At 53.1% G+C, this 14,590-nt stretch carries 10 protein-coding genes; 9 read left to right on the forward strand and 1 reads right to left on the reverse strand.

Annotated features, from left to right (window positions below; all coding sequences use genetic code 11):
- Nucleotides 1-277 precede the first annotated feature (277 nt).
- Nucleotides 278-1,108, reverse strand: coding sequence for a hypothetical protein (locus K239x_RS11070; RefSeq protein WP_145417904.1), 831 nt, complete (start codon nt 1,106-1,108; stop codon nt 278-280).
- A 375-nt stretch (nt 1,109-1,483) separates the two neighbouring features.
- Between K239x_RS11070 and K239x_RS11075 the strand changes: the two genes are divergently transcribed.
- The 9 genes from K239x_RS11075 (at nt 1,484) to K239x_RS11115 (ending at nt 14,516) form a co-directional block, all read left to right on the forward strand.
- Nucleotides 1,484-2,431, forward strand: coding sequence for a hypothetical protein (locus K239x_RS11075; RefSeq protein WP_145417906.1), 948 nt, complete (start codon nt 1,484-1,486; stop codon nt 2,429-2,431).
- A 156-nt stretch (nt 2,432-2,587) separates the two neighbouring features.
- Nucleotides 2,588-4,960, forward strand: coding sequence for an alkaline phosphatase D family protein (locus tag K239x_RS11080; RefSeq protein ID WP_145417908.1), 2,373 nt, complete (start codon nt 2,588-2,590; stop codon nt 4,958-4,960).
- A 57-nt stretch (nt 4,961-5,017) separates the two neighbouring features.
- Nucleotides 5,018-6,328, forward strand: coding sequence for a 3-keto-disaccharide hydrolase (locus K239x_RS11085; protein ID WP_145417910.1), 1,311 nt, complete (start codon nt 5,018-5,020; stop codon nt 6,326-6,328).
- A gap of 162 nt (nt 6,329-6,490) precedes the next feature.
- Nucleotides 6,491-8,260 (forward strand): arylsulfatase, encoded by a 1,770-nt coding sequence (locus K239x_RS11090; RefSeq protein ID WP_145417912.1) that lies wholly within the window; start codon nt 6,491-6,493, stop codon nt 8,258-8,260.
- A 316-nt stretch (nt 8,261-8,576) separates the two neighbouring features.
- Nucleotides 8,577-9,116, forward strand: a complete 540-nt coding sequence (locus K239x_RS11095; RefSeq protein ID WP_145417914.1) for a hypothetical protein — start codon at nt 8,577-8,579, stop codon at nt 9,114-9,116.
- A 247-nt stretch (nt 9,117-9,363) separates the two neighbouring features.
- Nucleotides 9,364-11,136 (forward strand): hypothetical protein, encoded by a 1,773-nt coding sequence (locus K239x_RS11100; protein ID WP_145417916.1) that lies wholly within the window; start codon nt 9,364-9,366, stop codon nt 11,134-11,136.
- Between the two features lie 84 nt (nt 11,137-11,220).
- Nucleotides 11,221-12,357: a (E)-4-hydroxy-3-methylbut-2-enyl-diphosphate synthase gene (ispG, locus tag K239x_RS11105; protein WP_145417918.1), complete on the forward strand. Its 1,137-nt coding sequence runs from the start codon at nt 11,221-11,223 to the stop codon at nt 12,355-12,357.
- Nucleotides 12,358-12,527: 170 nt separating this feature from the next.
- Nucleotides 12,528-13,751 carry a hypothetical protein gene (locus tag K239x_RS11110; protein WP_145417920.1) on the forward strand — a complete coding sequence of 408 codons (1,224 nt, stop codon included), beginning with the start codon at nt 12,528-12,530 and terminating at the stop codon, nt 13,749-13,751.
- A 213-nt stretch (nt 13,752-13,964) separates the two neighbouring features.
- Nucleotides 13,965-14,516 carry a DUF1579 domain-containing protein gene (locus tag K239x_RS11115; protein ID WP_145417922.1) on the forward strand — a complete coding sequence of 184 codons (552 nt, stop codon included), beginning with the start codon at nt 13,965-13,967 and terminating at the stop codon, nt 14,514-14,516.
- The last annotated feature ends 74 nt before the right edge of the window (nt 14,517-14,590 follow it).

A 14,590-nucleotide genomic window follows, 5' to 3' on the forward strand; every position in this document is an offset into this window, starting at 1 on the left:
AATGCAATTTCCCTGTCGGCGATCTGGGCGTGCAAAACGTCGGGTGCTGCACGTCGCTTGCAATACGTCGCTTGCTGTCCATGTGCTAAGTCTTTAGGGAATAGTCGATGTAGCATCCAAGTCGCGCAGCATCCGAAATGGTGCGGCCATGACGGACCGCCTTGATCGATTGCAACCGTGCTTTGCGATAAAAGGGGATCGTGTTGAAATACGGCGTCTTGCGTTGTGGATCACACCGCAGACGATTAACCGGCGGTGAACTTGAATTCTGGGAGATCTAATTCGCGTGCACGATGAGCCCGGGATCAAGTGCCTGATGTGCAGGCTGATCGGAATCTCGCGATGGCTGCTGAGCAGGCTCTTTGCACGGCGGATTGGGGCGTTTGCACTTATCGAGAACTTCGCCGCCGGAATGCAGCACTAGGTCACCGATTTCCAGCTCGTAATGTATGGCTGCGTGAAGCGGCATGTTTCCAACGTCGTGGCACTGATTGCAAGTGGAGGCATCGTTTAGCGAGGCGTGGAACTGCAGTCGTCCCGATTCCGCCGTGTTGGATTCGTTGGCTCGGTGAAGTTCATTGGCTGGTTGGGATGCAAAGCTACTGGCTAGTCCCAGTAGTTTGGCGGGAGCCTTGAAATTGACCGTGGTCGAAATCTCGGCACCATCGCCGTCTTGAGCAAGTTGGATCGCTCGCTGGCGAAATTGATCGATCGCATCTCTTGCCAGGCTGTCAACCAAATCGCGATTCTCTGACAAGACTTTCAGGGGATCAATCTTGGTGCGGAGCAACTCGTCGCTGCGTGACGTCGAGGCCTCCACGCGATCATCGTGCGAATTGTGCAACGCGGGCAGAACGATCGCCGCGGCCAAGAGAATACCGGTCGTCGCAAAAACGCGCCGCCGCAGACCGCGATCCATGATCAGCGAAGACTCCAGGACTCCTGATCCCAACACCGCAATACCGCCGATCACTAACGCGACGGATCCCGTAATCAGCGAGATCAGAAAGAGCAGAATTGCGACCTGAAAATTCCGCCGCCGCTGACCATGGCTTAAGAAAGCGACTGACAAACCTACCGTGACCAATCCAAGTTCCAGAGCAAACATCGCCGAAGCCTCCTTGAATTTGAAGAGAACGCTTCGGCAGCTATCGAGCCGGCGAGCGTCATGAGACGAGGCTTCTAATTTAGGCGTTGGGTGACCAAGATTCTTTCGTATTGGATGGATGTAGTCAGAAAAACAAAGTGTAAAATTTCACAATGTGTTTGTGATCCAAATCACGAGCGTTTGCGATGGAGTAGAATCGCGGCCCCGGTGCACTTCCGTTGCGTTCAGGTTGCCATCGGACAGCGATGGACCGAGCAATCCGTGTTTTTGGGTGAGGTTTCCATAAGAGTTTTTCGAGCGGGGGTTTCGACCAGTGTTCGAAACCAATGTTTTTGATTCGTCTCTTGAATTTGCTGCAAATTAGCTGGCTCACGCATGCGTCCACAAAACCTTTCTGTTCGCTGTGATCTGTGTGGCATGCCGACGACGATTCTGTTTGGCTTGCATGCTTTCGTTGCATTGTGTCTGGCGCAGAATGTTGACGCTGACGAACCGTTTACCCCCGATGATGTCTTTCGGCACTGGCGAGCAAGGCAGTCGCGAACCGATCACGTTGAATGCCGTTTGGATGCGATCGTTCACTATTCCGCAGAGACGCAATCCAATGATGACGATTTAGGTCGGTCGTCGACGCCTGGTCGTTCGGTGAAAAAGACCGTGTCGATGCAGTTGGACGGTCCCGCAAAATTTCGCTTTCACCACGAAGGTTCGCAATGGCATCAGAGGTTTGGAAGGATCTTGCGAGTTGATTGGGATCGTTTTTGCAATGGCAATCAGTACGTCAATCTGGAACGCGCGTATGAAGCAATTCCTGATTGGACACCCAGGCCGCACGTATCGAACCGACCGAATTTAGAGTTTATGCATTTCGGCTGGGATGATCAGATTTGCACGCCGTTGCTACTTCACTATCGCGCATTCAATTCGCGTTTCTGCCCCTTTGAAAAGGTCGAAGACTGGCTCGTCGAAGGACGCGATGTCGTCGATGGCCAGACGTGCATCTTGCTGAGCGGCAAAGCGTTCAGAGGCGGGTTCCAGGTTGGTCACTATCAGGTCTGGGTTGCGCCGGATGCCGAGATGTCAATCAGGCGATTGAAGGTCATTTTCAATAACCAATTGGCTTGGCAATACGATATCGACTACACCGAAGGGGCCAACGGTTTGCAGCCTGCATCGTTTCGGTTCAAACGACTGCGAGGAGCAAGGATATTGCATTTCGCGAAGATAGAAGTCAGCGAGTTGAATCTGAAACGCCCTATCAATGCGAGTGTGTTTGAATTGAAAACGTACACTTCCGCCCCGCAAATTGATGTCAGTCATTAAGCAAATGCCGGCGGTTCGTGATCAAACGCTGTAGAAAACCTGCGGCGGAAAATACATTGAGCGTTAAAACGTTGGCTACCAATGTAGGTATGATGGCCAATCACATTTAGCACGCGTTTCGCCACGCATAATTTGTCTTTTGGAGACCCCCCCTCGATGTCGTCACTGACCCGTCGTTTCGCGCTTAAGTTGATCGGTTTTGGAAGTGCTTGCTTGGGGCTGAATCAGGAATCGCAGGGGCAAGAAACCGCTGCGCCCAAGAAGGCGAAGTCGACGATCGCGGAGCCCACCGTCAACTGGAGCAATACGCATGATCGTGTTTTCTTGGGTGGCGAGTGCTGGGCGAATCCAATGGAAAGCTGGAGGATTTCCGATGGTTCCGCCGAGTGCCTTTCGACGGGCGCAGACCGCAATGTGCATTTGTTGACGCATCAGCTGACGGACCCGACCGAATCATTTGAAATGTCCGTCGTCGTGGATCAGATGGAAGTGAAGAAACAGGATCTGGGGGCAGGATTCAAGATCGGTGTGAAGAGCGAACTGAATGAATTGCGTAGCAATGCTTTTGCAAAGAGTGGTATTAAAGCTGGTGTAGTGGATGGCACGTTGATTTTGGCAAATCGATCGCTGCCTTTCGATTGGCTCGCATCGCCTCAGTCGGTGACGCTCAAGCTGACCGGAAAACCAGCCGACGGAAAGGTCGAACTGACTTTGACCGCGACCACACCATCGAACGATCGCGTTGCTGCGATCACGGCGAAGGTTCCGGCCGACGCAGTCTTGGGAAATGTTGCGGTCGTCAACAATTTCGTGCCCACGGGCAGGAAGAAGGTGGAGGGAAAAAAGAAGGGCAGCTTCAGCAAGTTTGGGGGGGCCCGCTATCGATTTACCGATTGGAGCGTCAGCGGCAAAGCGTTCACGATCACGCCGGAGAACCGATTCGGGCCCTTGCTGTGGACGATGTATTCGTTGAGCGATTCGCGTAGCGAGGAGGGGTTTGTGATGAAGCTCTCCGCACTTACGGGACCGATGGGAGAGAACGATAATAAGGACGTCGAACTCTGGATTGAAAAGGATGGTGACTGGAAATCGTTGGGTACCGCCCCGTTGCATCAAGATGCTTGGACCGCAACGTTTCGCATCGCCAATTGGGACGAAACATCAAAGACACCCTACAAAGTCGTCTATCGCGAAAAACAGCGTGATGGAAGCGAGGCTGAATCGGTCTGGACCGGCAGCATAAAAGCCAATCCTTCCGGGCGTCCGTTGCGACTGGGTGCGTTGACGTGCCAGAATGATTACGGATTTCCGTATGCTCCCGTGGCGGAAAACTTGATCAAGCTTGATCCAGACATGCTTTACTTTTCCGGCGATCAGATTTACGAAAGCCATGGCGGTTTTGGAATCATCCGCAGTCCCGCCGAGCCAGCGATTTTGAATTACTTGCGCAAGTTTTATCAACACGGCTGGTCGTTTCGGCATGCCATGAAAGATGCACCAACGATTTGCTTAGCGGATGATCACGACGTTTTCCAAGGCAACGTTTGGGGCGAAGGCGGCGCGCCGATGGACGTCGAATCTGGTGGTACGTCCAGCAACGGTGGGTACATCGAACCGGCTCGAATGGTCAACACGGTTCACATCACCAATTGTGCGCATCATCCTGATTTCTATGACGCGACCCCTGTCCAACAAGACATCAGTGTCTACTACGGGGACATGGTTTACGGCGACGTCAGTTTTGCGATCATCGCCGATCGTCAATGGAAAAGCGGTCCGCAAAACGTCGAAACCGGCAGCGGTCGTGCCGACCATGTCAAAGACCAGGACGTCGACACCGCCTTTTTGGACAAACCCGGTTTGGTGTTGCTAGGCGAACGGCAAGAATCGTTTCTGCGCCATTGGGTCGACGATTGGCGCGGGCACAAAATGAAGGTGTTGCTCAGTCAGACTGTTTTTGCGGGCGTCGCGACTCATCACGGAGCTTACAACGGATACTTAAAAGCCGACTTGGATTCAGGAGCTTGGCCGAAGACGGCTCGCAATAACGCAATCAAAATCATCCGCAAAGGCATGCCGCTGCACATCAACGGTGACCAGCATCTGACCACGCTTAGCCAGTACGGTGTCGATGCGCAACGCGACAGCTGCTGGTCGTTTTGTACGCCAGCCATTTCCGCTGGTTATCCGCGCTGGTGGCGTCCGGACGAAATGAACATGCCTCACAAGAATCGGCCGGACCATGGCCGTGCAAATACGGGAGAATATTTGGACGGTTTTGGTAACAAAATTTATGTCTATGCTGTCGGCAATCCTGACGTTGGCACCGAAAAGAACCGCTACGACAAAGCCCACCAGAAAGGAAGTGGCTTTGGCTTGGTTACAATCGATACCAAGGAAAAGACCTATCACATGGATTCCTTTCGATTCAAAGTGGACGCCCTGGACGGTAACCCGGAAAACCAATTCCCTGGTTGGCCGGTGACAATCCACCAAAAAGAAAACGCTGGCCAAAATCAGTTAAGCTAGCGGTCGACGTTTCCCCCTTTCCCCATTTACTTCCCGCCTCAATCGAATCTCACGCTAATGTTTCGCTGCATCTTTTTGACCACTCTGTCGGTTGCCTTGGCTCTCCCTCCTCAATCAGGCCGAGCTCAGGAGTCACCCACCGATTCACAATTCGCACCCATCTTTAACGGCAAGGATTTGACTGGTTGGCATGGGATGCCGCATTTTGATCCGAACAAATTGGCTGCGATGTCCGAGGAAGATCGCCAATCAAAGATCGAAGAATGGACGGCCGACGCCAAAGAGCATTGGTCCGTCGAAAAAGGTGACTTGGTAAACGATGGCAAGGGAGCGTATTTGGTCACGGACAAAGACTACACCGACTACGAACTGAAACTGAAGTACAAAACCGTGCCCGTCGCTGACAGTGGCATCTACTTGAAAGGCAACCCGCAGGTTCAGATCTGGGACTCAACGCAAGAATCCAAGTTTTCGTTGGGCGCAAATTTGGGTAGCGGTGGGCTCTGGAACAATAGCAAAGGTGCTGCGGGGAAAGACCCGTTGGTGCTCGCGGACAAACCGTTTGGTGAGTGGAATCAATTCAAAGTGCGGCAAGTAGGTTCACGCACGACGGTTTGGCTCAATGACAAATTGGTTGTCGACAATGCCACCATGGAAAATTTTTGGCAGCGTGACAAACCACTCTTTGCTTCAGGACCGATTTGTTTGCAAACACACGGCGGCGAAATTCGCTGGCGTGACATCGAAGTTCGCGAATTGTCCGTCGCAGAAGCCAACGAAGTTTTGGCCGCGCGGAACGATGCCGAGTTTACTTCTTTGTTTAACGGCAAGGACCTGAGTGGATGGAAAAATGCAGTCGATAACTACGAAGTCGTCGATGGTGCAATTCGATGCAAGAAAGGCAAGGGCGGCATGCTGTTGGCTGAAAAAGAGTACGCCAACTTTGTCGTGCAGGTTGAATTCAAACTCCCTCCCGGCGGAAACAATGGTCTGGTAATTCGTAGCCCAGGCGATGGCGATGCTGCCTATGCGGCGATGTGCGAACTGCAAGTTCTGGATTCGGAACACCCCAAGTATGCCAAGCTGGATGATCGGCAGTATCACGGATCGGCCTACGGAATGGCTGCGGCTCACCGTGGATTCCTTCGTCCAACTGGCGAGTGGAACTTTCAAGAAGTGACGGTCAACGGCAGCACAATCAAGGTTGAACTCAATGGCAACGTCATCTTGGATACGGACCTATCGACCATCACCGATTACTTGGCCGACAGGAAGCACCCGGGCAAAGGACGCGACAAAGGCTTTTTTGGGTTTGCAGGACATGGCGATGCAGTCGAGTTTCGCAACGTTCAAATCACCGAGTTATAGAACCCGAGTGGACGTCCCGGCCTGAAAATCAGGCCTGTAGATCCCGAGTGCCAGAATCTGCGATCGCCATCGCTGAAATTGCCCGTTTGCGTCTCAAACTCGCCAGTCGCGTGTTTGAGACGCGTTTTGTTTACGCTTCTTTTCTTTTAATCAAATAGCATCATGTACTTGCGTATTCTTTTCTGCCTTTGTGCGTTTGCGTCCTTCGGTTCGTTGTTATCGGCTGCCGATCAACCCAACGTGGTCATCGTGATCACGGACGATCAAGGCTACGGCGACTTGTCGTGTTTGGGTAATCCGATTTTGAAGACGCCTCAAATTGACGAACTGTACAAGCAGTCGCTTCGATTGACGGACTATCACGTCGCGCCGACTTGTTCGCCTACACGCTGTGCTTTTCTGACGGGCCACTGGACGAATCGTACGGGCGTTTGGCACACGATCATGGGGCGTTCGATGTTGCGAGAAAATGAAGTCACGATGGGGCAAGTCTTCAAGGATGCCGGTTACGCTACGGGCATGTTTGGGAAATGGCACTTGGGTGATAACTACCCGTATCGTCCGGAGGATCGCGGCTTTACCGAAGTCATGCGGCACGGTGGTGGTGGTGTCGGTCAAACGCCTGACCATTGGGACAACGCGTATTTTGATGGTAGCTATTGGCACAACAGTCAGCCGACGCCTGTCAAAGGGTTTTGCACGGACGTTTTCTTTGACTACGCGAAACGGTTTATCAAAGACTCCAAAGACGCCGGCAAACCGTTTTTGGCTTACGTTGCGACCAATGCACCGCACGGACCAATGCATTCACCTGAAGAGTTTTCCAAACCGTATCAAGATCAGAACACCAATCTCGCCAATTTCTATGGAATGATCGCCAACATTGATGACAACGTTGGCAAGATGCGAACGTTTCTTGCCAACGAAGGGCTTGCCGAAAACACGATCTTCATCTTTACGACTGACAACGGCACGTCGGCGGGTGACAAGGTCTTCAATGCAGGCATGCGAGGTAAGAAAGGGAGCGAGTATGACGGCGGTCACCGCGTGCCGTTCTTTGTTCATTGGCCAAAGGGAAACCTGACCGGAGGACGCGACGTCAATGAAATCACTGCGTATGTCGATGTGTTGCCAACGTTGATCGATCTTTGCCAAGTCGCTCCGCCGGCGAACGTCAAATTTGACGGGACCAGCATTGCGTCCTTGTTGGATGAAAAGGTCGACGCAGATTGGCCGGACCGAATTTTGGTGACCGACTCACAGCGCGTCAAAGATCCGATCAAGTGGCGCAAGAGTGCCGTGATGACTAGCCAATGGCGTTTCAATAACGGCAAAGAACTGTACGACATGAAAGCCGATCCGGGGCAGACAAAAGATGTCGCTGCGGATCACCCCGAAGTGGTCCAGCGACTCACCAATTTCTACGAATCGTGGTGGGCTGAATTGGAGCCCACGTTTGCGAACGATACGGCCATCTACTTGGGGCATCCGGCAGACAACCCTGCTCGCTTGACGTCGCACGACTGGATCACGACGAAGATGACGCCGTGGAATCAGGCTCAGGTTCGCAAGGCGATGAATGGCGATTCGAACACGGGTTTTTGGAATGTCAATGTCTTTGAAAGTGGCAAGTACAAGATCCGTCTGCGACGCTGGCCCGAAGAAGCGGATTTAGCAATCAACGCTGAGTTGGCACCCGGTGCGGATGTTCCAGGAGTCGCCGCCTACCGAACGACCAAAGGTAAAGCGATCCAGCCGATCCGCGCTCAGCTGGAAATCGGAAATGTCATCGCGGCCAAGAACTTTGATGCAAGTGACAAAGAGGTTGTCTTTACCGTCGATTTGGAAAAAGGCAAAACACGGATGTCTGCGATTTTCACCACCGCAGAAGGCGAAGCTTTCGGCGCATACTACGCGTATGTCTCCAAGTAGCGAATCCGCATCACACATCGGATCTGCTCTGGGCAACTAGAGTTCTCGCACGGCAACGGGTTGAGCCCGTTTCCTCCAGGGCATGCTGATGCTTGCCCTGTGCGAGGTTCCGTACCGTTTCATGCCATGGTCAACTTTGTCGATTGCAACGGTTTGACCTCTTTTCAGGAGAGCACCGAATGTGTGCATCCTGCGCTCGTCGATTCAATACTAGCGATACAATCGACACAACGCTTTTCAGTTCTGACCTGGAAAAACCCGAACCATACTAACGAAGGAAACAAACGTTCCAGGCATCAATGGCGGAGTATCTGCGATGCGAAATGCACCCACCCAATCTATCCTAGCTCTCGTTGCGATCGTAATCGTTGGCGGGTGTGCCCACCAACCAACGCTCAATCGAGCGAAGCGGCCTTTTGTCGTGTCCGGTAGCCAGCGGCCCACCGCAGCACTGTCAATTGTCGACAGTCGGCATGCGTCGCCCCAGCCTTTGGCTGTGAAAGAATCGGCTTCGGCTGTTCAGCACGTAGTCGTGCAGTCCCCAGCCCCAGGCCATGCTGGGCAGTCGGTTGTCATCCCGCAGCCCATTGTCAATCCGGCTCCGGTGACGGAGCAAGTCTCGGCATCGATCCCGACTCCTGCTGCAGTCCCTTTGGCAGTCGTTCAAGTTAGCAATCAAACCGAGCATCAATCTGGTTTGTTGTCACCGACCATCGCGTCTGGTTTCAACGACTATCAGCGGCAAAACGAGCGTCCAATCCACATCGAAATTCCGCCTTCCCTGCAAAGCAAGTCCAGAGAGCCTTGGAAGTTGGGTTCAACTGAGTTGGTTGACGTAAATCCTGAAACCACGTAAATCCTGAAACCACAGAGTTCGCAGGCAAACGCGTTTGTCGCCGGGCTAAACGCGACGGCAGTGGTTTTTGCAAGAGCAGCAAACCGCAGGTGCAGATAAGAAGCAGCAACAGAAAGCAATAACCGAGACTTTGTCGGACCAAATCGGCAGCTGCGAGTCGAAAGCGTATCCGGCACGCTGGAACAGGGCGCCGGACAAAGCTATTTTGAAGGCTTCCCTTTTTGCTCTTCGATTGCAAGGTCTTGTCATGCCCAACGCCGCCCGCATTCTGGCTGTAATGCTTTTTACAGCCGTTTTTGTTTTTGCCCCTGAAGTGGCGAAAGCCCAGAACGGACGGTTGATCGAAGGGCTCTTTCGAACGCTCGCTGAGCAGCAGTTAGAAAAGGAAAAGTTGAAGCGGACCGAGTCGCAAAAGCGTCCGCCGGCGCTTCGTCCGCCCGGCCAAAACACAATCAAACCGTCCAACGATCCCTACCAAGTCAAGTTGCCGTCTGGATTTGGTGGACGCCCTGATTCAAAGCTAGATTCGCGGCCCAAACCAAAACTGCGTCCCAACGGTACTGTCGCGCCGACTTCATCGATCAATGTTCGCAGTCGCGAAGCCTCTCAGTATGCCCAGCGGTTGGTGGCGTTCAATCGAAACATGGATCCGTTGATTTCGCAGCTGCGCAGCGCAGCTAGAAAACATCCCGAAGTTCGCAGCCTGTTGCCACAGGCTTACCAGATCGCTGCTGATTCGCGTGCTCTTCTGCAGCGATGCAACGGGATCTCTTCGCTCAGCCCAATTATCAATCCGTATGCGGAGCTCGACGCGCGTTGGCGCCAAGTGTCGTTTGCTCTTCGTTCGATCAATGGAATAAGCCCCGAAGTGCTTTCGTCGGTCCAGCAGTGCGACGAAACCTGTGCGGCAATGTGCAAGCAGCTGCAGATCCAGCCTCAGTTTGATCGGCACGCCTTGCACGATCAGATGGTGATTGCGTCGACCTACATGCAATCGATTGTCGATGATTTAGAAATTGCCGGCATCGATCCAGGTGCCGCGCGCAAACTGACGCACGATTGTCGCTTGCTCCGTCAACGAATCCTGCGTGCAGCGGATCACGTCGAAGACGCCAGCTACGATGAAATGGCCGCCTCGTTTTCTGATTTTGTTCAACACTGGGGCGCGTTTGCACAGCAAATCTACGGTCTGGGAAACCCTCACTTGGATCGACGTCTGGCACGCATCAGTGAATGCGGCGATCAAACGTATGCCATTTTGTGGATGTCACCCCCGGCAGCGTTTCGCGACGTCGCCGAAATCGCGCATCGGATTGACACATCGATCGAACGCTTGAGCCAACAGATTACGTTGCTGTCGATCGCGGCGTTACCCAGCGGCGATCAGTCGCGAGTTCTGAATGCCACACGCGATCTGTACCAGCAAGCAGTGGCATTGGAAAAAGCGGCCAACGCAAAGGCAGACGTCGGGCAGTTGCAGTCTTTGTTCGCTAGCCTGGACAACACTTGGCTTTCCGTGCAATCGGACTATCCCAAAATCCGGACGGTCAACCGCGGTTTGTTGGGCGACATCGAGCGTGCCTGCGGAGAGCTTCGCGTAGCGTTGGGAGTGGCTGGTAGTGAATCGTCTTCGATCTCTGCTTCGCAATTGATTCAAGCGGCTGCTGCGTTGGAAGGAACGTCCGAATTTATCAACAGCGAACTGAGAAAGTACTCGCGCGATCTAACGCCTAGTTCGTTTCGCAATTCGGTGACATCGGCTGCTCGCGAATTTTACACGCACGCACGTGAATTGCATGAAGAGATCAGCAAGCCCGGACGCCTGAGCGATCCTCGCTACCTGAGTCGGCTGCAACGCGAAGCCGAGCATTTGCTCGAAGGCTGGGATCAGCTCTCGAAGGACATGGATCACATCGAAGAACACGGTTTGTCGCGGTCCAAGGCATTTCAGCTACGTCGTACTCAACGCGATATCACGCCTTTCGTAGCGCAAATCGCCGCTGCGTTACTAGCCGAGTGATCCAATTGACTGCCGGTTGCGTAAACTATTCCAACACGGTTCTCTCTTGAGAGCCGTTCGATTTTCCAACTCATCTGATTCATTATGACGATCCAGCGAAATCCGACCCGCGCCGTAGCGATCGGAAACATCATTGTCGGCGATGGAAATCCGATTGCGGTTCAGAGCATGACAGCCACCAAGACCCAGAATGTGGAGGCAACCGTTGTTCAGGCAAACGCTTTGGTTGCCGCAGGTGCGGGGGTAGTCCGGATCGCGGTGGACAGTGACAAGGATGCCGCTGCATTGGCGGAAATTCGTCAGCAAACCGATGCGAACTTAGCGGTCGATTTGCAAGAGAATTTTCGATTGGCCAAATCAGTAGCAAAATCGGTCAACAAGATTCGCTACAACCCTGGTCACCTTTATCACCACCAACGTGACAAACCTTGGCAGGACAAAGTACGGTTCATTATTGATCAGGCTGCAGAGAACGATTGTGCGATTCGCATCGGAGTGAACTGCGGCAGCGTTGATCCGGCCAAGAAAGAGAAATACGATCCGTCGGATTCGATCACGCCGATGATTGAAAGTGCTTTGGAGCACTGCGAGTTCGTGGACTCGCTCGGATTTCATCGCTACGTGGTGTCGCTCAAAGACAGCGATCCGCAGAAAGTGGTTCAGGTCAATCAACGATTCGCAGCCGAACGCCCCGATGTTCCGCTTCATTTGGGTGTCACCGAAGCCGGCATGCCGCCTGATGGAATCATCAAAACGCGGATGGCGTTTGAGCAATTGATCGGCAAAGGAATTGGTGACACGGTTCGCGTCTCGTTGACGTTACCGAATCCGCGCAAGCCCGAAGAAATCGCGGCCGGATTGGAAATCATTGATGACATCCGTGCGGGACGCGTTCGAACCGTGGTGCGGTTAAACGAAAAGGCGCTGAACATCATTAGTTGCCCCAGCTGTTCGCGCGTCGAGAACGAAGCGTTTATCGATTTGGCCGCAAGCGTCAAAGAAATGACGGCGTTCGCCAAGGATTATGACATCACCATTGCGGTCATGGGTTGCCGAGTGAATGGCCCCGGTGAAACCGATGATGCTGACCTAGGACTTTGGTGCGGCCCCGCGAAGGTTAATCTTAAACGAGGCACCGAGGCGTTGGGAGCATTTGGCTACGACGAAATTCTGCCAAAGTTGAAGAGTGAACTGGATACGCTGATTGCCGCTTTGAAATAAGGATGCTGATCCGCTAGTTTTTTTGAGCAACGTTTCTTGTGCGACGACGATCTGTCGTTTTGCAACTTGTCGTAGTCACCGTTAGACTCATGGCCTTCTATTCTGGGGCTTGGTGTCGAACGTTGCGGCAAGCTTCCTTGATTTTAATTTCAACAGGAAGTGATACTGTGATGGCGCGTTGCTACAAGTGTTGTTCAAGTCTTTTGTTTCTCAGTTTTGTGGTGGCCCTCGGCTGCGACAATTCGGCCACTCCGCTTCCTAAGAAATCGGTGCTTGCACAAGCCGACAAGGAAGACGCGTCTGTCCCGGCGGCGTCGCAATCTGATATTACGGATGAAGAGTCAGGTGCGTTTGGGTTGCAGTGGGCCAAGTCGCTTAGCGAGGGTGATGTGCCGACCGCCAGTCAGTTGATCGACTGGGACGGCATTCTTGATCGTTCGATGGATGGGCTGACGGACGACCCAAAGTTTCGCAGTGGGTTTAAAAGGGGAGCAACGCCTGCACTGGGGCAGTTAGTCAGGCAGATCGCAAAGGTGACTCAGGGAACAGGCACCTACGAACTGGTAGGCGTGGTTCGTCGCAACGGAGAGCCTCATGTCGTGCATCGGCTGATTGATGATCAAGGTGCGATGAACTACCACGATCTTCACCTGCGGCGTGACGGCACGCGGATCGTAGGCGATGAGCTGTTTATCGCGGCATCAGGCGAAGCGTTTTCGGATACACTTCGAGGATTGGTCGGGACGGCATTACAGAGCCAGCGGTCGATTGTCGACCGAATTAGTGGCCAGTCGGCTAACGAACTGAAGCGTTTGGAAAACCAAATGGCCATCAGCCGAGCGGTTCAGGCGGGGAACAAAGCCGAAGCTCTTCGCTTGTACGGTTTGCTAACGCCCGATTTGAAGAAGCAAAAGATTCCGATGTTGTATCGAATCATGGCAACCGACGTGGAAGACGAAGCGGCCTATTCAACGGCCGTCAATGAATACATCCGCCAGTTTCCCGAAGACGCGTCGGTCGGGCTGATTTCGATTGACGCCGCAGTGATGGGCAAGAATCCTGAGTTGTTGGCCAAGGCTCACAAAGCGTTGACCGGGTGGACCGGTGGCGACGAATTGCTGGACATGATGATTGCAGCCAACTTTGCCGCGATGGATGAAGTCGAAATGGCAAAGGAAATCGTCAAGGACGTTGACGTTAGCGACAGCAAGGATGCCAACATTCACGATTACCGTCTTGCTGTTGCTTTGGCGGCCGATGAACACGCTGAAACGCTGGCACGACTGCGTTCTCTACGTGATGACTTTGGATACGAGTTTACCGATTTGCGTCAAGCCGAAGGCTTTGAGCGGTTCGCAGCGTCATCCGAGTTTCAAGAATGGCTCGCTGAATAGGACACCAGTCCAAGTCGTAAAAGGTGCAAGTTGGAATCGGTTGTTCGGCGTTTAAATCAGGCTGAGGTTTGATCTGTGCGTAGGCAGTCGCGGCGTCAGAAATTTGCAACGTTCTGCGCCAACAAAGTTTTTTGAATTAGCAATTTTTGGCGACACTCACCCAGTGCTCTGGATCAGTGTCATAATCCTAGACCTATCCCAACGGTAAAAGAAATGAAATTCCTCAAATCGATCGTGATCGCAGCGGCACTGGTGTCGTGCCTTGTCAGTGAATCCAATGCTCAGAACACGCCGATTCCCAAACCAGGGCCGGAGTTTGATGTGTTAAAAGCAGACGTTGGAGTTTGGGATGTCACGATCAAGACTTGGGCAGGGCCCGGTCAGCCGACCATCAGCAAGGGAAAAGAGACCAATCGTATGCTAGGTGGCTTTTGGTTGCTGGCGGATTTTCAAGGCAGCATGATGGGGGCCGACTTTCAAGGGCACGGGATGTACAGCTATGACGCTGCCAAAAATCGATATGTTGGCACTTGGGTCGATTCGATGAGTGCATCGAAAATGGAGATTGTGGGCACCTACAATGCAGACAAAAAGACGATGACCTACGAAGGAATGGCACCCGGGATGGATGGAAAGCCGGCCAAACATGTTTTGAAAACGGTGTACTCGGACGACGGCACGCACGTATTTAAGATGCACGTGCATACCGAGGCTGGAGCGGTGAAGGTCTTTGAAATGAGCTACGCAAGAGCCGAAGGCAACTGACCACCGAGGCGCGAACCCGAAGCATTGGTTTGGCAATGTCCTGACGACACATTGATTGCCGCCGCGCGATTGAG

The sequence above is a fragment of the Stieleria marina genome (genome assembly GCA_007741555.1).
GTDB lineage: Bacteria > Planctomycetota > Planctomycetia > Pirellulales > Pirellulaceae > K23-9.